Source organism: Streptomyces sp. NPDC002577 (genome assembly GCF_053594815.1).
The window spans coordinates 134,707-159,056 of record NZ_JBSFWK010000001.1 but is presented as its reverse complement, the minus strand read 5'-3'; the positions used below and the strand labels follow the sequence as shown (position 1 = coordinate 159,056).

The window sequence follows — 24,350 nt, the reverse complement described above, 5'->3', positions numbered from 1 at the left end:
GGCTGATCAACCGCTGATCAGTCCCGATCACCGGCTCATCGGCCGGTGATCGGCGGCAAGGGCTCCCGACCCGGCGCAGCACAACCAACCCCACTTCCTCAGGCGAATCGGGACATCGCCACCCTTTGGTGTGAAGCGGGTGTCAGCTGGTGCCACGCGAACGCGTACGAAAACTAGCTTCGGCGCCGGAGGTGACCCACGATGACGGCCCTTGCCATCGAGTCAGCTGCGGAGAACCAGCAGAAAGCGTTCGGCATGCGACGGACGGCGTGCACGATCGCCGCGGACGGCTCCTACGCCGCGCGGCTGGCGTACGACGGTCGGTCCTGGTTCCCCGAGCGGTGGACGCTGGACGGGCCCGAGCCCTATGCGGTGCCTCTTCCCGCGCACCAGCCCGAGGAGCCCGGCACCGAGGTGCTGCCGCTGGCCGACGGGCGCGTGCTGATCCACCGCGTCACGGCCGGACGGCACGCCTTCTCGCTCCTCTATCCGACGGGTCCGGAGACCGGCGAGCTGCATCTCGGGGCCGTGCAGTGCGGCGAGTTGAGCCTCCTGCCGCCCGCGCCCGGGGGCCTGCGCGCGTATGCGCTCGCGGCGGGCGAGCGGTCGACGGCGGTCTGGCTGGTCGCGGGCGGCGCGTTCGGGCCCGAGCATGTCGCCGAGATCCCCGGGCGCTGCTCGGGCGGCGTCTGGCTCGACCGTACGGGGCGGATGCTGGCCCTGGACCGGCGGCTGGACGGACGCACCAAGACCGTCGCCGTCGACCTGGAGCGCGGCGGCGAGGTGTCGCCGTTCCTGCAGATCACGGAGGAGAGCAACGACCGGCTGCTGCTCGCGGACGCCGACAGCGGGCTGCTGCTGATCCGCTCCGACGCCCCGTCGCCGGGCCATGACCGGCTGGGCTGGGGCGTGCTGGGCAGCACGCTGCCGGTCCGCTTCCCGGAGTGCCTGCGGCTCACCGTCCCGCCGTCTCAACTTCGTTCGACCGGGGGCGCCCCCAGCGCGGTGACGCCGTTCGCGATCCAGCCGGGACAGGCGCTGATGCCCGAGAACAGCGCGGTAGCACTGCGGATCGACGGCGCGGCGGGCAGCTGGGTCGGGGTGTGGCGGCCCGCCGAGAAGCAGGTGCACCAACTCCCCGCCCCCGAGGGCTGGCTGGCCGGGGCGGGGCTGTGGACGCGGGACGGGGTGCTCCGGCTGCCGTACGCCACGGGGGCCGTGCCGTGCGGGGTGGCGAGGGTGCCCGCGCCGACGGGGTCCGCCCGGCCCGCCGGCTCGGCCCCCGGCCGGGGAACCGCCCCGGCACCGGGGGTCGGCGCACCCCCCGGATCCGGAGCGAGGGTGCGCAAGCCGAGGTGGGAGAGGGTGGAGACGAACCCTGCCGCGGCGTCGGGACCACGCCCGGTCCCCTTGCAACAGGCGCCTCTCAACCGCCGTGAGGCCACCGGTTAGACTCGCCCGCCTGCACCGAAAGATCTTGTTACGGGGTGACCTATCCGATGTCGGAAACCAGCACTAGTACGGACACGACGACCAACGACCCGTGGGCAGGCGCCCAGCAGCCCGACGGCAACGGCAGGCACCGGGGAACGGTGTCCGCCCAGGAGGACGGCGCGGCGGAGACGCCGGCGGCCCCGCACGGCCGGCACCGCAAGCCGTCCGACGAAGGCTGAGGCCCGCGCGGACACGCGTGGCGAGGGGCCCGGCACCTGTGCGGCAGGTGCCGGGCCCCTCGCACGCCCCCGTGCTTGCGGACGGGGGCGTTCGGCCACCGTGCCTGGACCCCTCGGCCACCCCGCGCCTGGACCCTTCGGCCGGTGGCCCGGCCTACCCGCGCTTGAGGCCCAGCACCTCCGCCGCCGCGAAGGTCTCGTTCGCCGGACGTCCCTCGTAGTACGGAGACAGCAGCCCGTCCAGCTCCTCGTACGAGAAGAGTTCCTTCGCGGTGTCGAACTTGGCGGCCACCTTGGGGCGTTCGACGATCGCGACCATGCCGCCGTGGACGACGAGCAGCTGGCCGTTGATCCTCGCCGCCGCGGGCGAGGCCAGATAGCCCACGAGCGGGGCGACGTGCTCGGGCGCCAGCGGGTCGAGCCCGCCGTCACCGGGCCCGGGCTGCCCGCCGACTGAATCAGGTGCAATGGCCGCGAAGACGTCCTGCGTCATACGGGTCCGGGCCCGCGGGCAGATGACGTTGGCCGTCACGCCGTACTTGCCGAGCGCCAGCGCCGTCGACGTCGTCAGTCCGACGATGCCGCCCTTGGCCGCCGCATAGTTGGGCTGTCCCGCGGACCCGGCGACGAACGCCTCCGATGAGGTGTTGATGATCCGCCCGTGGACCGGGCCTCCCACCGCCTTGGACCGCTCGCGCCAGTGGCCGGACGCGAAGTGGGTGGTGTTGAAGTGGCCCTTCAGATGGACCCTGATCACCGAGTCCCACTCGCTCTCGGTCATCGAGAAGATCATCCGGTCGCGCAGGATGCCCGCGTTGTTGACCAGGATGTCCAGCTTGCCGAACGTGCCGACCGCAAGGTCGACAAGCGCACCTGCCTGGTCGAAGTCGCCGACGTCGCCGGTGTGGGCGACCGCCGCGCCGCCCGCCGCGCGGATCTCGGCGGCGACGTCCTCGGCGGGCCCGGCCGACGCCTCCCCTGATCCTCCCCCAAGCTCTCCGCTTCGCTCGAGCAGGGGGGACCCCCATCGCCCCGGCTCCCCGTAGTCGTTGACGACGACGCTCGCGCCGAGCCTGGCGAGTTCCAGCGCCTCGGCCCGCCCCAGGCCGCGGCCCGCTCCCGTGACGATCGCGGACAGGCCCTCGAGTGGCAGTGACATCACGGTCCCTTCGATCACGGACGTCGGGGTGGAGGTCGGGGTCGGGAACGGTCACATCTCGATGCACGTACGCAGCGCCGCCCCCGTGCGCATCTGGTCCAGCGCCTCGTTGATCTCGGCGAGCTGCACGCGGTGTGTGATGAGCCCGGACAGGTCGATCCGGCCCGCGCGCCAGAGCGCGATGACCCGTTCGTACGAACGCAGCACGTCGCCGCCGCCGTACATGGAGGGCAGGATGCGCTTCTCGTCGAAGAACAGCTCGAACATGTTGAGCTGCAGGAAGTCGTCCAAGGCGCCCGCGCCGACGATGACCAGGGTGCCGCCGCGCCGGGTCGTCTCGTACGCGGTCCGGGCGGTCGCGGACTTCCCGACGACCTCGAAGACGTAGTCGAAGCCCTCGCCGCCGGTGATGTCCTGCTTGACGGCGGCGAGTTCGTCGGGGGCCGCGGCCCGCGTGGCGCCGAACCTCAGTGCGGCCTCGCGCCGCGACGCGACGGGGTCGACGGCCACGATCTCGGCCGCACCCTTGAGCCGTGCGCCCTGGATGGCCGAGATGCCGACTCCGCCGCAGCCGATCACGGCCACCGACGAACCGGCCTCCAGGTCCGCCGTGTTGAGCGCGGCGCCGAGCCCGGTGGTCACACCGCAGCCGATGAGCGCCGCGATGTCGAAGGGCACGTCGTCCGGCAGGGGCACGGCGCAGGCCGCGTCGACGACGACCTCCTCGGCGAACGTGCCGGTGCCCGCGAAGCCGAAGACGTCTCCCCCGGGTCGTTTGAAGTTGGGGGTGCCCGCGTTCATGAACCCGGCGAGGCACAGCTCGGTCTGCCCGCGCTTGCAGGAGGGACACCGGCCGCACGCGGGCAGCCAGCACACCACCACGCGGTCACCGGGCTTGAGGTGCGTGACGCCCTCGCCGACCTCCACGATCTCGCCCGCGCCCTCGTGCCCGGGGATGAACGGGGCGGGCTGCGGCAGCACCCCGTTCATCGCCGAGATGTCCGAGTGGCACAGACCGCAGGCCCGTATCCGGATCCTGACCCTGCCGGGGCCGAAGCCCACCGCCTCGACGTCGTCGAGCACCTCGAGCTTGTCCTGGCCGATCTCGTGCAGTACGGCTGCGCGCATGGTGCGGCTCCCCTCAGGAGGTCCGGCGTCCGGCGATCACAAAGGGTCGACGGTTGTTTCGGCGGTCACGACTGTGTCTTTCGGTCACGAGCGTTTCGGTGGTTACGAATGGTCGACGACGGTGTCGGCGAGCACGGGAGCGTCGTCCCGCTCGACCGCGGTGACCGACACCTGCACCCGGCCGTCGTGCTCCCACATCCGGATGCGCAGCGTCTCGCCCGGGAAGACGACTCCGGCGAAGCGCGTGCTGTACGAGCGGACGCGCGCCACGTCCCCGCCCAGGACCGTGTCGACGACCGCCTTGAGCGTGATGCCGTAGGTGCACAGGCCGTGCAGGATCGGCCGGTCGAAGCCGGCGAGTTTGGCGAACTCGGGATCGGCGTGCAGCGGGTTCCAGTCGCCGGAGAGCCGGTAGAGCAGGGCCTGGTCCGCACGGACGGCCCGCTCGACAGTTCGGTCGGGCTCCCGCGAGGGCGGTTCGAGGCGCACGGACGGGCCGCGGTCGCCGCCCCAGCCGCCCTCTCCGCGTACGAAGAGCTGGGCGTCGCTGGTCCACAGCGGCCCTTCGTCGTCGGCCGCTTCGGTACGAAGGACGAGGACGGCGGCCTTTCCCTTGTCGTAGACGGCCGCGACCCGTGAGGTGGACACCGCCGTGCCCTTGACCGGGATGGGGCGGTGCAGCTCGATGGTCTGGCCGCCGTGCAGGACGTTCGCGAGGTTCACGTCGATGCCGGGTGTGGACAGGCCGCCCACCACGCCCATGCCGGCGCCCGCGACGGTCGCGAAGCTGGGCAGGACGTGCAGCCTGGACTCGAGGGTGTAGCGCAGCTCGTCGGGGTGGGTGGCGGGGTTGTCCCGGTCGGGGTTCGCGCCCGCGCCGACACCGAGGTGGTAGAGCTGGACGTCCTTGTGGTCCCAGGCGATCCGGGTGGACCGGGGCTCGGCCGCGACGGCCTTGGCGGCATCAATGGGCATGGAACTCCTGCTCCTCGCGGGGAAAGACCTCGGTGCGGCCGTCCGCACCGTCGGTCGCACCGAGGTCGTCACTGGGCCGACCGGGAAACCCGCCCCGTTCCGTTCTAGAACGCGTTCCAGTCCGGCTGGCCCATGTATAGCCCAGCCGCCGGTACTTGTGAAGGCTCCTGACGCCACGTCAGATGCGTCGAGCCTCCGGCATACGTACGGAGGCCTGCCGACTGTGCGCCTGGGCGGCGTTCCGCCGGACCGTGACATTTGTCCTACCGGGGTCCGTACAAGCGCATCTGTCGCCGCGTCACCCCGGATTTGTAGCGTCATAGCCATGACGAAGACACCTGACACGGACCGGGCCGTGTCCTTCACCGGGGCGGTCAAGGCCTTCGGCGACGTACGCGCCGTCGACGGCATCGACCTGGAGATACGGCGTGGCGAGACGGTCGCGCTGCTGGGGCGCAACGGCGCCGGCAAGTCCACCACACTGTCGCTGCTGCTCGGCCTGAACGAACCCGACGCGGGCGAGGTGCGCCTCTTCGGCACCACCCCGTCGCGGGCCGTGGGCGCCGGAATGGTCGGCGCAATGCTCCAGGAGGGCCGTGCCGTGCCGCGCGTCACCGTCCGCGAGCTCGTCGGCTTCGTGGCCGGCACCTATCCGGCGCCCATATCCGTCGCCGAGGCGCTGGACCTCGCGGGCATCGCCGAACTCGCCGACCGGCGTGTGGACAAGCTGTCGGGAGGTCAGGCCCAGCGGGTGCGGTTCGCGGTGGCGCTGGCCGGGAACCCCGCACTGATCGTCCTCGACGAGCCGACCGCCGCGCTGGACGTGGAGGCCCGGCACGCCTTCTGGGCCTCGATGCGCGGGTACGCACGACGCGGCCACACGGTCCTCTTCTCCACGCACTACCTGGAGGAGGCCGACGACAACGCCGACCGGATCGTCGTCATCGACCGCGGCCGGATCGTCGCCGACGGCACCGGCGAGCAGCTCAGGCGGGCCGCGGGCGGCAGCCTCGTCTCCGTCGACCTGGCGGGCCGGGGCGCGGAGGGTCTGTCGCTGCTGCCCGGCGTGGTGTCCGTCGAGGTGCGCGGGGACCGGGCCCGGCTGCGTACGGACGACTCCGACGCGACCGTGATCGCCCTCGCCGAACTCGGCGCGATCCGGGGCCTGGAGGTCGTTCCGGCCTCACTCGACGACGCGTTCCTCGCCCTGACCGGCCCCGACAGCGTGACCGGTCCCGACAACTCGACCCTGGAGACAGCGTGATGCTCGCCTATCTGAAGCTCGAAGTGCGCCGGACGCTCCGCGACACCGGCTTCGTGATCTTCGGGGTCGGCATGCCGGTGATGATGTACCTCCTCTTCACCAACCTCGGTGAGAACGACGGCGACTGGAAGACGGCCTCGATGGTCGGCATGGCCGCGTACGGCGCGGTGGGCTCCGCCCTGAACACCGGCGGCGGGGTCGCGGAGGACAAGACGATCGGCTGGCTGCGGCAGCTGCGGATCACCCCGATGGCACCGCGTGACGTGGTGCTCGGCCGGGCCCTGACCGGTTCCGTGACGGTGCTGCCCGCGATCGTCGCCGTGCTCGTCGCGGGCGGCCTGGTCAACGGCGTGCGGCTGGACGCCTGGCAGTGGGCGGCGATCGCGCTGCTGCTGTGGCTCGGCTCGATACCCTTCACGCTGCTGGGCCTCGGTAACGGCTACCGGCTGACGGCGCAGACCACGGGCGTGGTGAACATGGTGTGCAACCTGGGTCTGGCGGTCGTGGGCGGCCTGTGGTTCCCCATCTCGCTCTTCCCAAAGTGGCTGCGCTCCCTCTCCGCGTACACACCCACGAACCGCTTCGCCCAGCTCGGCACCGCAGTCGCAGACGGCCACGCCCCGTCGCTCACCGCCCTTGCGGTGATCACGCTCTGGCTGCTGGTGTTCGGTTCGTACGCTGTCGTCTCGTACCGCACAGCCGCACGGACCCTCTGAACGGGGAGCAGGGACATGTCCTGGATGCGATGGATGCGCTGGATACGAAAGGCCTCGTGCCGGCTCGACGCGTGGCGGTTGGCTCGGTTGCAGTGGAAGGAGGACAAGGAGCGGTTCAAGTGCGACAAGGCCGCCGCCCGGAAGGCTGGGAAGGTTCCCGACAACCCGGGTCCGCCGCCCACCGGCTTCGCCTTGCTGCCGTGGCTGCTCATGGGCCTGGGCGCCTTCTCCAACCTCTTCCAGGGCAAGACGCCGAACCCGTTGATCGGCGGAATGGGCCTGCTCGCCTTCAACTCCCTGTACATCTACGTGACATTCCGCGCCTTCGTGAAGGAGACGCGCGAGGCGGCCTCCACGCGGGTCGCGCTCGCGCTGATGATCGTGCTGACCTGCACGCTCGCCATCGGCTACGGCGGCAACTGGCTGCTGTTCTTCCCGCTGCTCGGGCTGGCGACGGGGGCGACCGTGCGCGGCCCGTGGCTCGGCAGGACCGGACTGGCTCTGACCGCGCTCGCGGGTGTCGTCTCCGCCGTCCGCGACGGCTGGGACGCCATCAACATCGCCTACGGCACGTTCCTGTCGACGATGGTGACCGCGGCGATCCTGTCCCTGGCCGAGGCGGTACGCGAACTGCGTGCCGCTCGCGAGGAGCTGGCCCGTCAGGCGGTCGAGAAGGAGCGTCTCCGCTTCTCGCGCGACCTCCACGACCTGCTCGGCCACACGCTCTCGGTGATCGTGGTGAAGTCGGAGGCGGCCCGCCGCCTCGCGCACCGAGATCTCGAAGCGGCGCTCACCCAGGTCTCCGACATCGAGTCCGTCGGCCGCCAGGCGCTCACCGAGATCCGCGAGGCGGTCACCGGCTATCGCGAGGGCAGCCTCGCCACGGAACTCGACCGCGCCCGCTCGGCCCTTCAGGCCGCGGGCATCGAACCCGTCGTACGCCGGTCGGGCCCGCCCCTGGCCGCAGGGACCGCGGCGCTCCTCGGCTGGGTCGTCCGGGAAGCGGTCACCAACGCCGTACGCCACAGCGGCGCCCGCAGGTGTGAGATCACCGTGACGGGGACCGGCGAACGCGTGCGGCTCACGGTCTCCGACGACGGGCGCGGGGTGCCCGCCGAGGCGCCACCGCCCCCCGACTCCGTGGGCGGGACCGGCCTGAAGGGCCTTGGTGAACGTCTTGCAGCCGCGGGCGGCTCGCTGGGTTCGGGCCCTGGCCCGCGCGGGGGCTTCCTGGTTACCGCAGAACTTCCCTTGGAAACCGGCGAGTTGATACCCACCTCGACTCCGCCTCAGCCGGAAACGGCAGCGTAGGCGGCGGCAGTCGAGAGACCTCGGGGTGACTACGACATGGGGCGCGACCGGCTATGACGTTGGGGCGCGACGGAACAGGGCCGTCCAGAGGAACGGTTCGCCGAAGGACGTGGAATCGGGCGGTTCATCGCGCATACGGCGCAGTTCGACCTCCGTGAGGTCGGAGAAGATCAGGCGCAGGGACTCCGGCGTGTAGGCGAGGCCGCCGTGGAGACGGGAGTCGCGGTAGAAGTCGGCGTCGGGGAGCTCGGAGCCCATCGCGCCCGCCGCGAAGCAGGTGAGGCCGAACAGACCGCCGGGTGCGAGGAGCCGGTCCAGGAGTGCGAGATAGCTGATGCGGCGGTGCGGCGGCAGATGGTGGAAGCAGCCGGAGTCGTAGATCAGGTCGTAGGGACCGGTGAGTTCGGTGCCGGCCAGGGCGAAGGCGTCCCCGCAGTGGAAGCGGACCGCGGCACCCGACTCGCGGGCGCGGTCCTCGGCCCACGCGACGGCCGCGGGCGAGAGGTCGACGGCGTCCACTTCGAAGCCCAGGGAGGCGAGGTGGACGGCGTTGCGTCCAGGGCCGCACCCCAGATCGAGGGCGCGGCCTGCGCTGATCAGGCCCCGTTCGAGGTACGAGACGAGGTTTTCGTCCGGCTTCGCCACGAAGAACGGAACCGGCTTGGAGCGGTCCGCGTAGAAGCTGTCCCACCAGGACGCCCCGTCGGCGGTCCAGCGGTCGGCTTCCTTCGCGAACAGGTCGTCCAGGAGCCTGAGTACGTCGTCGACCGTGCGTATGTTCCTGTCCACGAGATCCCCTTTCCCGATGCGGTGATCGTAAGCCTGACCGGCACAGAAGCCCAGATCAGAGGGGTTTGCCGAATGTCGTGAGCGTCCGTGTCAGGGGCTCGGCCGACGCCGCCGGAGCCTCCCGGCCAGGTGTGGGGGCGCATGCTGTCCGCACCCCCACGAACGACCGTCACAGGGCCGATCCGAACCACGCCGGGACGGGTTTCTCGAGGGATCCGCCGGAGTCGCCTCAAGGTTCGCCGGACGGCGCCTCATGCGGCTGCCAGAGCGCTCAAGTTGCCGCGAAGACCTCGCACTTGGCGCCCGCGCCATACTCTTGGCCCCGTGGAAGAGACGCCGAGTGACCACCGGCCGGCGAAGTCCGTGAGAGTCCTGCTCGCCGAGGACCAGGGGATGATGCGCGGCGCCCTCGCGCTCCTGCTCGGGATGGAGGAGGACATCGAGGTCGTCGCACAGGTGTCGGCGGGCGACGCGATTCTGCCCGCGGCGCTGGAGTCGCGCCCGGATGTGGCGCTGCTCGACATCGAACTGCCCGGCCGCAGCGGACTGGACGCGGCGGCCGAGCTGCGCGAGGAGTGCCCCGGCTGCCGGGTGCTGATCCTCACCACCTTCGGCCGCCCCGGTTATCTGCGCCGTGCCATGGAGGCGGGGGCCGCGGGCTTCCTGGTCAAGGACGGGCCGGTGGAGGAACTGGCGGCGGCCGTCCGCCGGGTGCTGGCCGGTGAGACGGTCATCGACGCGGCCCTGGCGGCGGCCGCCCTGAGCGCGGGCCCGAATCCGCTGACAGCCCGCGAGTGCGACGTACTGAAGGCATCGGTGGACGGCGCGACCGTCGCCGACATCGCCGCGAAGCTGCACCTGTCGGAGTCGACCGTGCGGAACTACCTGTCGTCGGCCATCGGCAAGACCGGGACGCGCAACCGTATGGAGGCGGTTCGGGAGGCGCGGCAGCAGGGGTGGCTCTAGAGCGGTGCCGCAGCTCGGTGGAAGCTCGTTGTGACCGAGCTGCCACGCCGAGCGGTCAGCGGGTCGTCGGCACGCGGTCACCGGCCGAGGTCGGATCCGTGCGGCGCGCCCCGCCGGAGGCGCTCGGCAGCCACAGCAGCATCAGCACCGCGCCCCCGAGCAGGACCAGCGCACCCGTACGGAACGCCAGCGCATAGCCCGCGGTCAGCGCCTCCGCGGACGTGCCGCCGGCGGTACGCGTCGCCGCGACCGTCGACATCACGGCAAGACCGAGCGAGCCGCCCATGACACGCGAGGTGTTGACCAGGCCCGAGACCAGCCCGGCGTCACCTGAGGGTGCCCCCGACGTGGCGAGGGAGGCGAGCGGGGTCGCCGAGAGGCCCGCGCCGGCCATCATCAGGATGCCCGGCAGCATGATCGCCGTGAGATACGCGCCGTGGGCGCCCATCGTCGACTGCCAGCCGAATCCGGCGGCGGCCACCAGGGTGCCGGCGACCGCGACGTATCGGGCGCCGACAAGCCGCATGAGGCGCGGCGCGAGCTTCGAGCCGAGGACGACGGCGAGCGAGCTCGGAACCAGCGCGAGCCCCGCACCGAACGGCGTGTAGCCCAGCACGTTCTGCGCGTACAAGGTCATGAAGAACCACATGCAGAACATGGCCGAGCCGCACAGGAAGATCGCCACGTTCGCCGAGGACACCGACCGCAGGCGGAACAGCTTCAGCGGCATGAGAGGCGTCCGGCTGCGCGCCTCGGTCAGCAGGAAGAGGCCCAGCAGTACGAGCCCCGCACACAGCGGCACCAGCGTCGCGGCCGACGCCCAGCCCTCGGCCTCCGTCTGCACGATGCCGTACGAGAAGGTGGCGAGCCCGGCCGTCACCAGCAGCGCGCCCGGCAGGTCGAGCCGCCGTCCGTCCCCGCCCCGGCTCTCGGTGAGCGAGAGCGCGGCCCCGGCCAGCACGAGGGCGCCGGCGGGCACATTGATCAGCAGCACCCACCGCCAGGACAACGTGTCCACCAGGACCCCGCCGACCAGGCCACCGGCCGCCCCGCCGCCCGCGCCGACCGCGGTCCAGGTCGCGATGGCACGCGCGCGTGCCGCTCCTTCCGGTACGGCAGAGGTGAGGATCGTCAGGGTCGACGGCGCGAGCACGGCGGCGCCGAGCCCTTGCGCGGCGCGCGCGGCGAGCAGCTGCCAGCCCTCCTGCGCCAGTCCGCCCGCGAGCGAGGCGAGCGTGAACAGTCCGAGCCCTATCAGGAACATGCGTTTGCGCCCGTACAGGTCCCCGGCCCGGCCGCCCAGCAGCATGAAGCCGGCGAAGGCGATCGAGTACGCGTTGACGACCCACTGCAGCCCGGAGGCGCTCAACCCGAGATCGGCCCGCATCGACGGCAGTGCCACATTGACGACGGACACGTCGAGGACGACGAGGAACTGCCCCGCGCAGGTGGCGGCGACCACCAGCCAGGTCGGCGGGGCGCTGCGGCGGACGGCCGAGGAGGTGCCGGTGGCGACTCGGGACATGGCTGTCATGCTCTCAGCCGCCCGGCCCTTCGGGCATCGGGATTTCGCTGCACGGCGAATCGGCCGGAGGGCCTAGGACTCGCCGCACCGCCGAGTGCCCGTCCCGCGGCAGGAGTCAGTCCCGCGGCAGCCCCAGAATGCGTTCGGCGACCACGTTCAGCTGGACCTGTGTCGTGCCGCCCGCGATGGTCAGGCAGCGGGACAGCAGGAAGCCGTGCACGGCCCGCTCGCCCGGGCCCTCGCGTACCGCGCCCGCCGGGCCCAGCAGTTCCAGGGCCAGTTCCGCCACCTTCTGCTGGTGGGTCGTCTGGACGAGTTTGCGCACGGACGCGCCCGGCCCCGGCTCCACTCCCGACACCTGCTGCAGGGTCGTGCGCAGCCCGATGCAGGCCAGTGCGTGCGCCTCGGCCATGAGCGCGCCGACACGGGCCCTGCCCGCTCCGTCGAGGTCGGCGGCGCGTGCGATGAGCGCTTCGAGGCCCGTGTCGAAGGTCAACTGGTCGGCCATGTGGACGCGTTCGTTGCCGAGCGTGTTGCGGGCGACCTTCCACCCGTCGTCGACCGCGCCGACGACGGCGTCCGCGGGCAGCAGCACGTCGTCGAACCAGACCTCGTTGAACATCGATTCGCCGGTGATCTCCTTCAGCGGGCGGACGGCGATGCCTTGGCTCTGCTTCATGTCGACGACGAAGTAGGTGAGCCCTTTGTGCTTGGGCGCCTCGGGGTTCGTACGCGCGAGGAGGATGCCGTGGTCGGCGCGGTGCGCCGCGGACGTCCACACCTTCTGCCCGTTGATCCGCCACCGTCCGTCCGGTGTCCGCTCGGCGGTGGTCCGCAGCGAGGCGAGATCGGAACCCGCGCCGGGCTCGGAGAACAGCTGGCACCAGCGCAGGTCGCCGCGCAGGGTCGGCAGCAGATAGCGCTCCTTCTGCTCCCGCGTCCCGTAGGCGATCAGTGACGGCACGACCCAGGTGGCGATGGCCAGGTCGCTCAGGCGCACCCCGGCCGCCTTGAGTTCGGCCTGTACGGCGAGCTGCTCGACGGGTCCGGCGCCGAGTCCGTACGGCTCGGGCAGATGCGGCGCGGCGTAGCCGGTGGGCGCGAGGGCGCGACGGGCGGCGGCCGGGTCGAGACCGCGGGCGCCCTCGATGACCTCCCGGGCCCGCGCCCGGTGCGGCTCCGCCTCCTCCGGAAGCTCCAGGCGCAGTTCGCGGCGCGCCCCGCTCCCGGCCAGCCGGGCGGCCCGCAGCCGGTGCGCGTCGCCGTTCCCCGCGAGCTGCCGCGCGACCAGCGCCCTGCGCAGATACAGATGCGCGTCGTGCTCCCAGGTGAACCCGATGCCGCCGAGGATCTGGATGCAGTCCTTGGCGCAGGAGCACGCGGCGTCCAGCGCGGTACCGGCGGCGAGGGCGGCGACGAGGCCGGTGGCCGCGCTGGGGGCGCCGGTCCCGCCCGAGGCGACGCCGGAGGCGCCGGTCCGGGCCGTGACAACAGTGGAGGCGCCGGTCCGGCCCGTGGCGCCCCACGGCTCCTCGTCCATGGCCCGTGCCGCGTCCCACACCAGCGCCCGCGCCTGTTCGACCCGCACCAGCATGTCCGCGCACAGGTGCTTGACGCCCTGGAACCGCCCGATGGGCCGTCCGAACTGTTCACGCACCGTGGCGTACTGCGCGGCCGTGTCCAGCGCCCATGCCGCGGTGCCGCAGGCGTCGGCGGCGAGAACGAGGTCCGCGAGGTCGCGTACGAGCGCGGAGTCCACGGCGAGAGCCCGATCCGCCGGCACCCGCGCTCCTTCCGCCGTGACCTCGGCGGTGGGTCGCGTGGGGTCGGCGCTGTCGTGGGGCCGCACCGCGAGGTCCGCGGTGTCGACGGCGAGCCAGACCGTGCCGCCCACCGACCGCGCGGCCAGCACCAGGAGATCGGCATCGGCGCCGGACAGCACGGGCGGCGCGGTGCCGTCGAGCACATAACCGCCCTCGTCACCGACTGCCGTCATCGTGCCGGCACCGAGCGCGACGGCCCCGATGCGCTCCCCGCACCCCAGCGCGCACACCAGCTCTCCCACAGAGGCCCCGGCCCGATGCAGAACAGCCGACGCCAGCACACCGGACAGATACGGCCCCGGAAGCGCGGCGCGCGCGGCCTCCTCCAGGACGACGGCGAGATCGACGAGACCACCGCCTCCGCCGCCGCACTCCTCGGGCAGGTGCACGCCGAGCAGCCCTTGCCCGGCCAGCTCGTCCCAGTACGCCGGGCGGCCCCCGGCGCCCGGCGGCGCGTCGAGGAGCTTTCGCACCTCCGCCGGCGGCACGGTGCGCGCGATCCAGCCGCGCACGGCATCGGTCAGTTCCCGCTGCTCCCGCGTGATTCCGATCCCCATGCCGCGGCAGAGTAGAACACGTTTCAATATGACGGAAGGTCAGATTCGGTCGTCTTCCCCTACCGCATACCCCGTCGCCGCAGGTGACGAAGGTGTACGGCAGCATGGGGACACCCACACGCACGTACGAGACGCATCACCCGGCACCCGAACCCGGAGGAACCCGCATGGCCGAGCCCGCCCAGCCCACCCCACAGGCCGAGGCCCCGACGCCGAAGCCGGACGTCCTCGTCGCGTTCGAGGCCGCCAAGGGCTTCATGCCGGTGTCCGAAGGGCTCGCGCTGTACGCGGCGGCGGTCGAGGCGGGGCGGCTCGGGCTTCCGCTGCTCGAGGTCGGCACGTACTGCGGCCGGTCCACCATCCTGCTGGCCGACGCCGCCCGCGCGGCCGGCGTCACCGCGGTCACGGTCGACCACCACCGCGGCAGCGAGGAGCAGCAGCCGGGCTGGGAGTACCACGACCCGGAGACCGTCGACCCCGAGATCGGCCGGATGGACACGCTGCCCCTCTTCCGCCGGACCCTCCACAAGGCAGGCCTGGAGGACCACGTCATCGCGCTGGTGGGCCGTTCGCCGCAGGTCGCGCGGCTCTGGAACAGCCCGCTCGGCCTGGTGTTCATCGACGGCGGCCATACGGACGAGCACGCGACCGCCGACTACGAGGGCTGGGCGCCGCACGTCGCCGAGGGCGGCCTGCTGGTGATCCACGACGTGTTCCCCGACCCGGCCGACGAGTTCACCGGCCAGGCCCCGTACCGCATCTACCTCAGGGCTCTGGAGTCGGGTGCGTTCCGTGAGGTCTCGGTGAGCGACTCGCTGCGCGTCCTGCGCCGAACCGGCCCCGGCAGCTGACCTCGCGGTTAGAGTCGCCCCGTGTCGTACACATTCCCGGACAGCGATCCCCGTCCGCCGCGCCGGCCCCGTCGCGGGCCGCTGACCGTGGCGGTCGTCGCCCCCGTGGCGGCGGCGCTTGCGGGGTGGCTCGTCTGGCAGGCGGTGGCCGACTCCGGCGACGGCGGGACTCCGGGTGCCGCGCAGTCGTCGCAGCAGCGGTCGTCCGCAGGGGCGGGCGGGTCCGCCTCACCCACCCCCTCAGGCCAGGGCAAGCCCGACGACGGCGCGGACGGGAACAAGAACGACGAGGACAAGGCCGACGGGACCTCGGCCGCCGCCCCGGCCGCCACCGGCCCCCTCAAGGGCAAGGTCGTCGTGATCGACCCTGGCCACAACCCGGGGAACTTCCAGCACACAGCGGAGATCAACCGCCTGGTGGACATCGGCACGAACCGGAAGGAGTGCGATACGACCGGCACGTCCACCAACGCCGGCTACGCGGAGGCCCGGTTCACGCTCGACGTCTCCCGCAGGCTGCGGGTGCTGCTCGAGAAGCAGGGGGCGACCGTCAAGTTCACGCAGAACGGCGACCGCGCCTGGGGCCCGTGCGTGGACGAGCGCGCCCGGATCGGCAACAAGGCGCACGCCGACGCCGTCGTCTCCGTGCACGCCGACGGCTCCGCGCCCGGCAACCGCGGTTTCCACGTGATCCTCCCCGGATCGGTGAAGGCGGGCATCGCCGACACCCGCAAGATCGTCGGCCCCTCACGCGAGCTCGGCGAACGCATCGCAGGCAACTTCGTCCGCGCCACCGGGAGCGCGCCCTCCAACTACGTCGGCAACGGCACGGGCCTCGTCGTCCGCCGGGACCTGGGCGGCCTCAACCTCTCCACCGTTCCCAAGGTCTTCATCGAATGCGGCAACATGCGCGACAGCAAGGACGCGGCGCTACTGACAAGCGGCGCATGGCGGCAGAAAGCGGCGCAAGGGATCTCTGAGGGAATCGTGAGTTTCCTGCGCGGGTAGTCCCTGGTAGCCGCTGTCCCCGCAGACACCCCGATCGCCCGGACGATAATGTCGTCCGTACGATCTGGGGGGCCATCCCCGCGCTTCGCACCGCGAGCATCGTGGCCAACGGCGGCCGACACCGCGCCGGTACGGCGACAGCGGCGCCCACCGACGACCGATGAGACGACGACGAAGGATCTGAAGTGAATATCCGCTCCCTCACTAGAGGCGACGGCGTGGTGATCGGAGCAGCGGTGTTGCTGTTCGTCGCCTCGTTCCTCGACGTAATCGGCTGCAGCGCCAGTGGCAGCATCTGTGACTCGGTCCCGCGCTCCAACTCCTGGGACCTCCTCGGGCTCGCCCTCGGTACGTACATGACCGGTGTGATCGGTGCCGCGCTGATCGTGGTCTCACGCGCGCTGCCGCAGCCGCGCAAGGTCGCAGGTCTGGAGCTCGGGCCGCTCGGAGTCGCGCTGACCATCGCCGCCGCGTGGAGCACGCTCTGGTGGATCATCGACTCGGAGAACGCCGGCGCCGGCCTCATCCTCGGCTTCATCGCGTCGCTGATCCTCGCCGGCGGCGCGATCGCGACCCCGCTCGTGCCCGCCCTGAAGGGCGCCCTGCTCCCCGCCCCGCGCCCGCAGACCCCGAGCCCCTACGGCGCCCAGCAGCCGATGGGCTACGGCTACCCGGGCGCCCAGCAGCAGCCCTACGGCGCCCAGCCCGGCCAGCCTCAGCCCGGCCAGCCCCAGCCGGGCCAGCCGTACGGTGCGCAGCCGGGTCAGCCGCAGCAGACCCAGGCCCCGCAGGCACAGGCCCCGCAGGCACAGCCGGTGGCGGACTTCTCGCCGTTCTGGTTCGCCGTGCCGGTGCCGCGCCCGCTGTTCGCGGAGGACGGCTCGGGGACGCCGATCGCCGAGCTCGCCCCCGGCACCTGGTATCTGGCCGTCGACCAGCGCGGCCCGGCCCTGGTGGCCCAGACGCAGGACGGCCGCCGCGGCGTGCTGCAGGACACCACGGGTATCCAGCGCGGCTGACGACGCCGCGCCGCGACCCGCTCTGCGGCCCCTCGCCCTTCCGGGCGGGGGGCCGTTGCCGTACAGTCGCGAACGCGATCTGACGTTCCGTCAGTTACCGTGGAACCGCGACCGGAAGGGGCCCGGCATGCGCCTCGGACTCGCACTCGGCTACTGGGGCCGCGGCCCGGACCCCCGCCACCTCGAACTCGCCCGCGAGGCGGAACGGCTCGGCTACGACTCGGTGTGGACGGCCGAGTCCTGGGGCTCCGACGTCTTCACCCCGCTGACCTGGATCGCAGCCCACACATCACGTATCCGGCTCGGCACCGCCGTCGCGCAGATGGCCGCCCGCTCCCCCACCACCACGGCGATGCACGCGCTCACGCTCGACCATCTCTCGGGCGGCCGGATGCTGCTGGGGCTCGGCCTGTCAGGGCCGCAGGTCGTCGAGGGGTGGTACGGGCGCCCGTTCCCGAAATCGCCGCTGACCGCGACCCGCGAGTACGTGGACGTGATCCGCCAGGTGCTCCGCCGCGAGGCGCCCGTCGAAGTCGACGGACGGTTCCACGCCCACCCGTACCGCGGCGCCGACGGCACCGGGATCGGCAAACCGCTCAAGCCGATCACGCACCCCCTGCGCGCCGATCTGCCGATCCTGCTGGGCGCCGAGGGTCCGAAGAACATCGCGCAGACGACCCGGATCGCGGACGGCTGGCTGCCGCTGTACTGGTCGCCGACCCGGACGGACGTGTACGAGGCGTCGCTGACCGGCCTGCGTGAGGGTTTCCTCGTCGCGCCGATGGCCCGCGCGAAGGTCTGCGACGACGTCGCCGAAGGCCTGCTGCCCGTCAAGGCGATGCTCGGCTTCTACATCGGCGGCATGGGCCACGCCTCGCGCAACTTCCACGCCGACCTGATGGCCCGTATGGGATACGCGGAAGAGGCACGGCGTATCCAGGAACTTTTCCTCGCGGGGCGGCGCGAGGAGGCTGTGCTCGCCGTGCCCGAGGCGTTCGCGGACGAGATCTCCCTGGTCGGGCCGCGCGAACGCATCGCGGAACGGCTGGAGTTGTGGCGCAAGGGCCCGGTCACGGACCTCCTGGTCCTCGCGCCGGACTCGCGCACGCTGCGGGTGCTGGCCGAGCTCAACTCCTAGCCTGCCGACGCCCGGTCGGGTTTGGCCCGGCATCGACGGGCTACCCGTCGGGCATGTCCCATCGATATCGCAACAGCGCCAATCAGGCGGGGACGGTCATCGCCATCGTCGCGGACATCGTGGCCGTCATCCTCGGCCTGTGGATCCTGATGTACCTGCTGGACGCGAACCGTGCCAACGACCTGGTGCAGTTCATCCACAACGCGGCCCGGTGGCTCGCGGGCTGGTCGCACGATCTGTTCACGTTCGACGCGGCTTGGGCGCGCGTGGTGGCCGGTTACGGCCTGGCCGCCGTCGTGTACCTCTTCACCGGGCACGCGATCGCCAACCGGATACACCGCCACTGACGGCACGAGCGCACCCGAAGCCGGCACGCTGCACACGGCACTCGCTGTGCGCAGCGTGCCGCTATGCGCAGCAGTCCGGGTCCAGGCCGGTCGGCAGGCGCTCCCCGCCGAACACCGCGCAGGTCGCCTCGTCGCCACCCAGGGCCGCGACGGCGAGCAGCACGGAACCGGCCGTCCAGGTCGTCAGCTCCTCGGGCCAGATCACCCCGTCGTCGAAGACGTAGCCCGTCCAGTACAGGCCCGACTCCGGGTCGCGCAGGTGCTGGATGGACTGCAGGATCTCCAGGGCCCGGTCGGACTCGCCCGTCGCCCAGAGCGCCAGGGCGAGTTCGGCCGACTCGCCGCCGGTCACCCACGGGTTGGGGACGACGCAGCGTACCCCGAGGCCGGGGACGACGAAGCGCTCCCAGCCCTCCTCGATACGGGACTTGGCTTCGGGCCCCGTCAGCGCGCCGCCGAGGACCGGGTAGTACCAGTCCATCGAGTAGCGGTCCTTGTCGAGGAACCGCTCCGGGTGGCGGCGTATCGCATGGCGGAGCGCGCCGACGGCCAGCTCCCAGTCCGGCTGCGGCTCTTCGCGCTGCTCGGCGATGGCGAGCGCGCAGCGCAGCGCGTGGTGGACGGAGGAGCAGCCGGTGAGCAGCGCGTCCGTGACGGGCGTGCCGTCGGCCTCCCGCTTCCAGCCGATCTGGCCGCCGGGCTGCTGCAGCCCCAGGACGAACTCGACGGCCGCGCGGACCGTGGGCCACATGCGGTCGAGGAAGGTGTCGTCGCCGGAGGCGAGGTAGTGGTGCCAGACGCCCACGGCGACGTACGCGCAGAAGTTCGACTCGCTGCCGCGGTCCGTGACGGCGTCCGGGTCGCCGTCGGCGTAGGCGGCGTACCAGGAGCCGTCCGGGTTCTGGTGGCGCGCCAGCCACTCGTACGCACGCTCGGCCGCCTCGTGTTCGCCGGCCGCGTCCAGCGCCATCGCCGCCTCGGTGTGGTCCCACGGGTCGAGGTGGTGACCGCGGAACCACGGGATGGCCCCGTCCTCGCGCTGGACCGCGAGGACGGCCCGGACGGTCGCGGCGGCCTGCTGGGCGGTCAGGACGCCGGGCAGGACGAGGTGTTCGGTCCTCTCGGGGCTCGTCACGCCTGGGCCGCCCCGGCCACCACGCTGGTGTCCTCCGCCGCCGCGGCCTTCGGCAGATGCGGCTTGGTGGCGTACGCGACGAAGCTCTTGCCGACGACCGGGTTCAGCAGCTGCTCGGCGACCCGGGTCACCATCGGCTTCTTCATGATGTCCCAGACCAGCAGCTTGTGGTACGCGCGCACGGGCAGCGCCTTGTCGTTGTCGACACCGAACGCGCACTTCAGCCACCAGTACGGCGAGTGGAGTGCGTGGGCGTGGTGGGTGCCGTAGGGCTTGAGGCCGGCCTCGCGCATCTTGCCGAGCAGCTCGTCCGCCTTGTAGATGCGGATGTGCCCGCCCTCGACCTCGTGGTAGGCGTCGCTGAGGGCCCAGCACACCTTCTCGGGGCCGTAGCGCGGGACGGTGACGGCGATCCGCCCGCCGGGCTTGAGTACGCGCACCATCTCGGCGAGCACCCCCTTGTCGTCGGGGATGTGCTCCATGACCTCGGAGATGATCACGACGTCGAAGGACTCGTCGGGGAAGGGCAGCGCGAGGGCGTCGCCCTCCATCGCGGTGGCCGTCGCGCCCGCCGGGGCCTCCCCCGCCTCCTTCATCGCCGCGAACCACTTGGCGACCTCGCGGATCTCCTCGCCGTTCTGGTCGAGCGCCACGACCTGTGCGCCGCGCCGGTAGCACTCGAAGGCGTGCCGCCCGGCACCGCATCCGAGGTCCAGCACACGGTCGCCCGCGGCAAGCGGGAACCGGGAGAAGTCGACGGTCAGCACGTGGCCCTGCTTTCGCGGTCGGAGGTGGGGGTGAGGGTGGGGGGGAAGGTGGGGTCAGTGTCTGTGAGGTCGCTGTCCACGAGGGCCGCGGAGCGGCCGGGATCCGTGGCCGCGGAGCGGCCGGGATCCGTGGCCGCGGAGCGGCTGAGGCCGGTGGGCGCGGAGCGGCCCATGGCCGGGGCGGCCGCGGAGCGGCCGGTGGCGGCGATCGCCTCGCGGTACCGCTCCGCCGTACCGCGAGCAGCCTGCGCCCACGTGAACTTCCGCAGCACCCGCTCCCGCCCGGCGGCACCGAGCCGTACCCGAAGCTCAGGGTCACCGAGAAGCCGGCTGAGCCCAGCGGCCAGCGCCCCCGAGTCGCCTGGCGGCACCGCGAGGCATGTCTCGCCGTCGGTCCCGGCGACCTCCGGGATAGCTCCGCCCGTCGTCGCGACGAGGGGCGTACCCGTCGCCATGGCCTCCGCGGCGGGCAGCGAGAACCCCTCGTACAGGGAGGGAACGCAGGCGACCTGGGCGGACCGCACCAGGTCGACGAGTTCGGCGTCGGAGATGCCCTTGACGAACTCGACGGCGCCTTCGAGCCCGTACCGCTCGATGGCCTGGGCCACCGGCCCGTCCTCGGCGCGCTTGCCGACGACGACGAGGTGCGCCGCGGGGTTCTCGGTCCGCAGCTTCGCCAGTGCCTCGATCAGGTAGACGAGCCCCTTGAGCGGTACGTCCGCGCTGGACGTCGTCACGATCCGGCCCGGCACCTCGGCCACCGAGGGGTCGGGCGAGAACAGGTCGGTGTCGGCCCCGATGTGCACGACGTGGATGCGGTCCTCACGCACGCCGAGATGGTCGACGATCTCCTGTCGCGACGTCCCGGAGACGGTGAGCACCGACGGCAGCCGCCGGGCGACGCGCTTCTGCATGCGCGTAAAGGCGTACCAGCGGCGGACGGACGCACGGCGCTTCCAGTCCTGGGCGGCGTCCAGCTCCAGCTGCCGGTCGACGGTGATGGGGTGGTGGATGGTGGTGACGAGCGGGGCGCCGAGCGCCGATACGCCGCCCAACAGCCCGTATCCGAGGGTCTGGTTGTCGTGGACGACGTCGAATTCGCCACTTCGCCCGCGCAGATGGCGCCGGGCACGCAGCGAGAAGGTGAGCGGCTCGGGGAATCCCCCGGTCCACATCGTGCCGACCTCGAGGGCGTCGATCCAGTCGCGGTACTCGCCGCGCTTCGGCGTGCGGAAGGGGTCCGGCTGCCGGTAGAGGTCGAGGCTGGGCAGCTCGGTGAGCGTGAGGCCCTCGAGTCCCTCTCCCTCGTCGAGCACCGGGTAGGGCTGGGCGCCGATCACCTCGACCTGGTGGCCGAGCCGGACGAGCTCGCGCGAGAGGTGGCGTACGTAGACGCCCTGGCCTCCGCAGAACGGGTTCCCCTTGTAGGTGAGAAGTGCGATGCGCAGCGGCCGGTCACCGGCGAGGTCGGCGGAGCCTGCACGAGAGCCTGCCCCCATGGCCTCAGCGGTCACTGCGGGCCCCCTTCTCACGAGACTTTCACGCGAGACTACGCGTGGGCGGTAATCTAGAACAAGTTTCAGACTTGATCCCTCAAGGACCACTGAATCTACCGGCAGGTAGCCGCGCTGTGAGCGGCGGATCAGGTGATTCGCACCACGGCCGGCACCCACTGTGGCCACGCCCTGCCATGCTGTGTCATCGCTTTTCCGTGTTCTTCCTCGCTCTTGCAGCTGAACGTCATGGAACGGGACCTATGCCTGCGGAAGTCAAGATCGCGCAATCGGCGACCCCTCCGCTCACCGAACGTCAGGAGGCGCGCCGCCGCCGGATCCTGCACGCCAGTGCGCAACTGGCGAGCCGGGGCGGCTTCGACGCCGTGCAGATGCGCGAGGTGGCCGAGTCCTCGCAGGTGGCGCTCGGCACGCTCTACCGGTACTTCCCGTCGAAGATCCATCTGCTGGTAGCCACCATGCAGGACCAGCTGCAGCACATGCACACGACGCTGCGCAAGCGGCCGCCGTCCGGTGAGTCGCCCGCGGAGCGGGTCGCCGAGACCCTGATGCGGGCCTTCCGCGCCCTCCAGCGCGAGCCGCACCTCGCCGACGCCATGGTGCGCGCCCTGACGTTCGCCGACCGCAGCGTCAGCCCCGAGGTGGACCAGGTCTCCCGCCAGACGACGGCGATCATCCTGGACGCCATGGGCATCGACGACCCGACCTCCGACCAGCTCTCCGCGGTCCGTGTCATAGGCCACACCTGGCACTCGGCGCTCATCACCTGGCTCTCCGGCCGCGCCTCGATCGCCCAGGTCAAGATCGACATCGAGATGGTGTGCCGTCTGATCGACGTCACGTCGCCACCGCGGTAAGCGGGACTACTCCTCGGGCGGGAAGACCGGCTCCCCCGACCCGAGGAGCGTGATCGCGATCGCCTCCACCGGGCAGCCCTCCGCCGCCGCGAGCACGGCCTCGTTGGCGTCGGTGTCCGGGGCGACGGGGTGGGACTGACGGGCGGAGTCGAGGCGGAAGCCGTCCGGGGCGTGGTTCACACACATCGCGGCGCCGATACAGAGGGAACGGTCCACCTCCACATGCCAGCGGTCCCCCATCAGCCCTCCGCCCCCTCGTCCGCAGCGGCAGCGGCAGCGGCAGCGGCAGCGGCAGGCGACTCGTACCCGGCGGGCAGATGGATCATCTTGTGCTCCAGGTACTCGCCGTACCCCTCGGGCCCGAACTCCCGTCCGAGCCCGGAGTTCTTGTAGCCGCCGAAGGGGCCGAGCATGTCGAGGCTGAAGGTGTTGACGGAGTAGGTGCCCGTGCGGACCCGGCGGGCGGTGTCGATGCCGTGGGCCACGTCCGCCGTCCAGACGCTGCCGCTCAGACCGTAGTCGGAGTCGTTGGCGATCTTCACGGCCTCCGTCTCGTCGCCGTACGGGAGAAGACAGACGACCGGCCCGAAGATCTCCTCGCGGGCGATCCGCATGGAGTTGTCGACGTCGCCGAAGAGCGTCGGCTCGACGTACCAGCCGCACTCCAGGCCTGCCGGACGCCCGCCTCCCGTGAGGACCTTGGCGCCCTCTTCCTGGCCGATACGGATGTAGTCGAGGTTGCGCTGCTGCTGGCGCCGGGCGACGAGCGGGCCGACCTGGGTGGCCGGGTCGAGCGGGTCGCCGACCACGAGAGCGCTCGCCGCGGCGGTGAAGGCGTCGGCGAACTCGTCGTAGCGGGAGCGCGGCAGAAGGATGCGGGTCTGGGCGACGCAGGCCTGGCCGTTGTTCATCCAGGCGGCCGAGACGATGCCCTGCACGGTCGTGTCGAGGTCGGCGTCCGACAGGATCACGGCGGCCGACTTGCCGCCGAGCTCCAGCGTCACGCGCGTGAGGTTGCGGGATGCCACCTCCATGACGCGTTTGCCCCCGGCGACGGACCCGGTGAAGGACACCTTGTCCACGCCGGGGTGCCCGACCAGGTACTCGCTCACCTCGCGGTCCGCCGGCAGGATCGACAGGACGCCCTCGGGCAGCCCGGCCTCCTTGACGATCTCACCGAGGACATACGCGTCGAGGGGCGCCTCAGGCGACGGCTTCAGGACTGCGGTGCAGCCCGCGAGCAGCGCGGGCGCCAGCTTGGCGGCGGCCGTGAACTGCGGGACGTTCCACGGCACCACGGCGGCCACGACGCCGACGGGCTCCCGCCGGACGAGGATCCTCCCGAGGACGCCGGCCCGCTCCTCCTCATAGGTGAAGGAGCGCGCGACCGTGATGGCGCAGTCCCACACCATCATCGCGCCGAGCGCCTGCCCGAGGACGCTCCAGGAGTACGGGGAGCCGTTCTCGGAGGAGATGACGCGGGCGATCTCCTCGTGGCGTACCGCGATCGCGTCCTTGATCCGGCTGACGACCTCGATCCGCTCGTCGAGCGTCATACGAGGCCAGGGCCCCTCGTCGAACGCCCTGCGCGCGGCGGCGACCGCGCGGTCGACATCGGCGGGTGCGGCGTGCGGCACGCGGCCGATGATCTCTTCGGTGTGCGGCGACACCACCTCGATGACGTCCCTGCCGAGGGGGTCGGTCAACTCCCCGCCGATGAACAGCTGTCCGTGTTCCACGAGCTCGGTCATGGCCGACTGCCTCCTGGGGGGCTGGGCGACGCTGGGCGACGATCCTGCGGCGATCACATTTCCTGACGCTGTTTCAG

At 71.8% G+C, this 24,350-nt stretch carries 23 protein-coding genes; 12 read left to right on the top strand and 11 right to left on the bottom strand.

What is annotated here, in order from left to right; genetic code table 11:
• Positions 1 to 201: 201 nt before the first annotated feature.
• Positions 202 to 1,452 carry a hypothetical protein gene (locus ACWD4J_RS00755; protein WP_451393082.1) on the top strand — a complete coding sequence of 417 codons (1,251 nt, stop codon included), beginning with the start codon at positions 202 to 204 and terminating at the stop codon, positions 1,450 to 1,452.
• A gap of 47 nt (positions 1,453 to 1,499) precedes the next feature.
• Entirely contained in the window at positions 1,500 to 1,673 is a 174-nt protein-coding gene (locus ACWD4J_RS00750) for a hypothetical protein (protein WP_451393081.1), read from the top strand.
• A gap of 154 nt (positions 1,674 to 1,827) precedes the next feature.
• Here the strand turns inward: ACWD4J_RS00750 and ACWD4J_RS00745 are convergent, their stop codons facing one another.
• From ACWD4J_RS00745 to ACWD4J_RS00735, 3 genes are all read right to left on the bottom strand, one after another.
• Positions 1,828 to 2,832 carry a 3-oxoacyl-ACP reductase gene (locus tag ACWD4J_RS00745; protein ID WP_451393080.1) on the bottom strand — a complete coding sequence of 335 codons (1,005 nt, stop codon included), beginning with the start codon at positions 2,830 to 2,832 and terminating at the stop codon, positions 1,828 to 1,830.
• Between the two features lie 51 nt (positions 2,833 to 2,883).
• Positions 2,884 to 3,960 carry a Zn-dependent alcohol dehydrogenase gene (locus ACWD4J_RS00740; protein WP_451393079.1) on the bottom strand — a complete coding sequence of 359 codons (1,077 nt, stop codon included), beginning with the start codon at positions 3,958 to 3,960 and terminating at the stop codon, positions 2,884 to 2,886.
• A gap of 102 nt (positions 3,961 to 4,062) precedes the next feature.
• Positions 4,063 to 4,935, bottom strand: coding sequence for a MaoC/PaaZ C-terminal domain-containing protein (locus ACWD4J_RS00735; protein WP_451393078.1), 873 nt, complete (start codon positions 4,933 to 4,935; stop codon positions 4,063 to 4,065).
• 325 nt (positions 4,936 to 5,260) lie between these two features.
• On the opposite strand from ACWD4J_RS00735, the gene ACWD4J_RS00730 reads away from it, so the two are divergent.
• The 3 genes from ACWD4J_RS00730 to ACWD4J_RS00720 are packed head-to-tail and all read left to right on the top strand — an operon-like array spanning position 5,261 to position 8,226.
• A complete protein-coding gene (locus tag ACWD4J_RS00730) occupies positions 5,261 to 6,199 on the top strand; it encodes an ABC transporter ATP-binding protein (RefSeq protein ID WP_451393077.1) in 939 nt (312 codons plus the stop codon).
• On the top strand, positions 6,199 to 6,915 hold the full coding sequence (locus tag ACWD4J_RS00725; protein ID WP_451393076.1) for an ABC transporter permease: 717 nt from the start codon (positions 6,199 to 6,201) through the stop codon (positions 6,913 to 6,915). The genes ACWD4J_RS00730 and ACWD4J_RS00725 overlap by 1 nt, the downstream gene beginning before the upstream one ends.
• 33 nt (positions 6,916 to 6,948) lie before the next feature.
• Positions 6,949 to 8,226, top strand: a complete 1,278-nt coding sequence (locus ACWD4J_RS00720) for a sensor histidine kinase (RefSeq protein ID WP_451393587.1) — start codon at positions 6,949 to 6,951, stop codon at positions 8,224 to 8,226.
• A gap of 51 nt (positions 8,227 to 8,277) precedes the next feature.
• Here the strand turns inward: ACWD4J_RS00720 and ACWD4J_RS00715 are convergent, their stop codons facing one another.
• Complete coding sequence (locus tag ACWD4J_RS00715) at positions 8,278 to 9,015, bottom strand: class I SAM-dependent methyltransferase (protein WP_451393075.1); 738 nt, start codon at positions 9,013 to 9,015, stop codon at positions 8,278 to 8,280.
• A gap of 324 nt (positions 9,016 to 9,339) precedes the next feature.
• On the opposite strand from ACWD4J_RS00715, the gene ACWD4J_RS00710 reads away from it, so the two are divergent.
• Positions 9,340 to 9,981, top strand: coding sequence for a response regulator (locus ACWD4J_RS00710; protein ID WP_451393074.1), 642 nt, complete (start codon positions 9,340 to 9,342; stop codon positions 9,979 to 9,981).
• Positions 9,982 to 10,036: 55 nt separating this feature from the next.
• Here ACWD4J_RS00710 and ACWD4J_RS00705 read toward each other — a convergent pair whose 3' ends face one another.
• Together ACWD4J_RS00705 and ACWD4J_RS00700 are read right to left on the bottom strand one after the other, a co-directional pair.
• Positions 10,037 to 11,515, bottom strand: a complete 1,479-nt coding sequence (locus tag ACWD4J_RS00705; RefSeq protein WP_451393073.1) for an MFS transporter — start codon at positions 11,513 to 11,515, stop codon at positions 10,037 to 10,039.
• Positions 11,516 to 11,621: 106 nt separating this feature from the next.
• Positions 11,622 to 13,886: an acyl-CoA dehydrogenase gene (locus ACWD4J_RS00700; RefSeq protein WP_451393072.1), complete on the bottom strand. Its 2,265-nt coding sequence runs from the start codon at positions 13,884 to 13,886 to the stop codon at positions 11,622 to 11,624.
• Between the two features lie 167 nt (positions 13,887 to 14,053).
• Between ACWD4J_RS00700 and ACWD4J_RS00695 the strand changes: the two genes are divergently transcribed.
• The 5 genes from ACWD4J_RS00695 (at position 14,054) to ACWD4J_RS00675 (ending at position 18,249) form a co-directional block, all read left to right on the top strand.
• Positions 14,054 to 14,737, top strand: coding sequence for a class I SAM-dependent methyltransferase (locus tag ACWD4J_RS00695; RefSeq protein WP_451393586.1), 684 nt, complete (start codon positions 14,054 to 14,056; stop codon positions 14,735 to 14,737).
• A 21-nt stretch (positions 14,738 to 14,758) separates the two neighbouring features.
• On the top strand, positions 14,759 to 15,745 hold the full coding sequence (locus ACWD4J_RS00690) for an N-acetylmuramoyl-L-alanine amidase (RefSeq protein ID WP_451393071.1): 987 nt from the start codon (positions 14,759 to 14,761) through the stop codon (positions 15,743 to 15,745).
• Positions 15,746 to 15,930: 185 nt separating this feature from the next.
• Entirely contained in the window at positions 15,931 to 16,764 is an 834-nt protein-coding gene (locus tag ACWD4J_RS00685) for a hypothetical protein (protein WP_451393070.1), read from the top strand.
• 127 nt (positions 16,765 to 16,891) lie between these two features.
• Positions 16,892 to 17,902 carry an LLM class F420-dependent oxidoreductase gene (locus ACWD4J_RS00680; protein WP_451393069.1) on the top strand — a complete coding sequence of 337 codons (1,011 nt, stop codon included), beginning with the start codon at positions 16,892 to 16,894 and terminating at the stop codon, positions 17,900 to 17,902.
• Positions 17,903 to 17,955: 53 nt separating this feature from the next.
• On the top strand, positions 17,956 to 18,249 hold the full coding sequence (locus ACWD4J_RS00675; protein WP_451393068.1) for a hypothetical protein: 294 nt from the start codon (positions 17,956 to 17,958) through the stop codon (positions 18,247 to 18,249).
• Between the two features lie 61 nt (positions 18,250 to 18,310).
• Here ACWD4J_RS00675 and ACWD4J_RS00670 read toward each other — a convergent pair whose 3' ends face one another.
• The 3 genes from ACWD4J_RS00670 to ACWD4J_RS00660 are packed head-to-tail and all read right to left on the bottom strand — an operon-like array spanning position 18,311 to position 21,665.
• Positions 18,311 to 19,384, bottom strand: a complete 1,074-nt coding sequence (locus ACWD4J_RS00670; protein ID WP_451393067.1) for a prenyltransferase — start codon at positions 19,382 to 19,384, stop codon at positions 18,311 to 18,313.
• Positions 19,381 to 20,151, bottom strand: coding sequence for a class I SAM-dependent methyltransferase (locus ACWD4J_RS00665; protein WP_451393066.1), 771 nt, complete (start codon positions 20,149 to 20,151; stop codon positions 19,381 to 19,383). Before ACWD4J_RS00665 ends, ACWD4J_RS00670 begins: the two co-directional genes overlap by 4 nt.
• Complete coding sequence (locus tag ACWD4J_RS00660) at positions 20,145 to 21,665, bottom strand: glycosyltransferase family 4 protein (protein ID WP_451393065.1); 1,521 nt, start codon at positions 21,663 to 21,665, stop codon at positions 20,145 to 20,147. Before ACWD4J_RS00660 ends, ACWD4J_RS00665 begins: the two co-directional genes overlap by 7 nt.
• Before the next feature lie 242 nt (positions 21,666 to 21,907).
• On the opposite strand from ACWD4J_RS00660, the gene ACWD4J_RS00655 reads away from it, so the two are divergent.
• Positions 21,908 to 22,522 carry a TetR family transcriptional regulator gene (locus ACWD4J_RS00655; protein ID WP_451393064.1) on the top strand — a complete coding sequence of 205 codons (615 nt, stop codon included), beginning with the start codon at positions 21,908 to 21,910 and terminating at the stop codon, positions 22,520 to 22,522.
• 6 nt (positions 22,523 to 22,528) lie between these two features.
• On the opposite strand, the gene ACWD4J_RS00650 is transcribed toward ACWD4J_RS00655, so the two are convergent.
• Together ACWD4J_RS00650 and ACWD4J_RS00645 are read right to left on the bottom strand one after the other, a co-directional pair.
• Complete coding sequence (locus ACWD4J_RS00650) at positions 22,529 to 22,762, bottom strand: ferredoxin (RefSeq protein WP_451393063.1); 234 nt, start codon at positions 22,760 to 22,762, stop codon at positions 22,529 to 22,531.
• The gene (locus ACWD4J_RS00645) at positions 22,762 to 24,273 is read right to left on the bottom strand and encodes an aldehyde dehydrogenase (protein WP_451393062.1); all 1,512 of its coding nucleotides are present in this window, start codon (positions 24,271 to 24,273) and stop codon (positions 22,762 to 22,764) included. The genes ACWD4J_RS00650 and ACWD4J_RS00645 overlap by 1 nt, the downstream gene beginning before the upstream one ends.
• Positions 24,274 to 24,350: the final 77 nt, after the last annotated feature.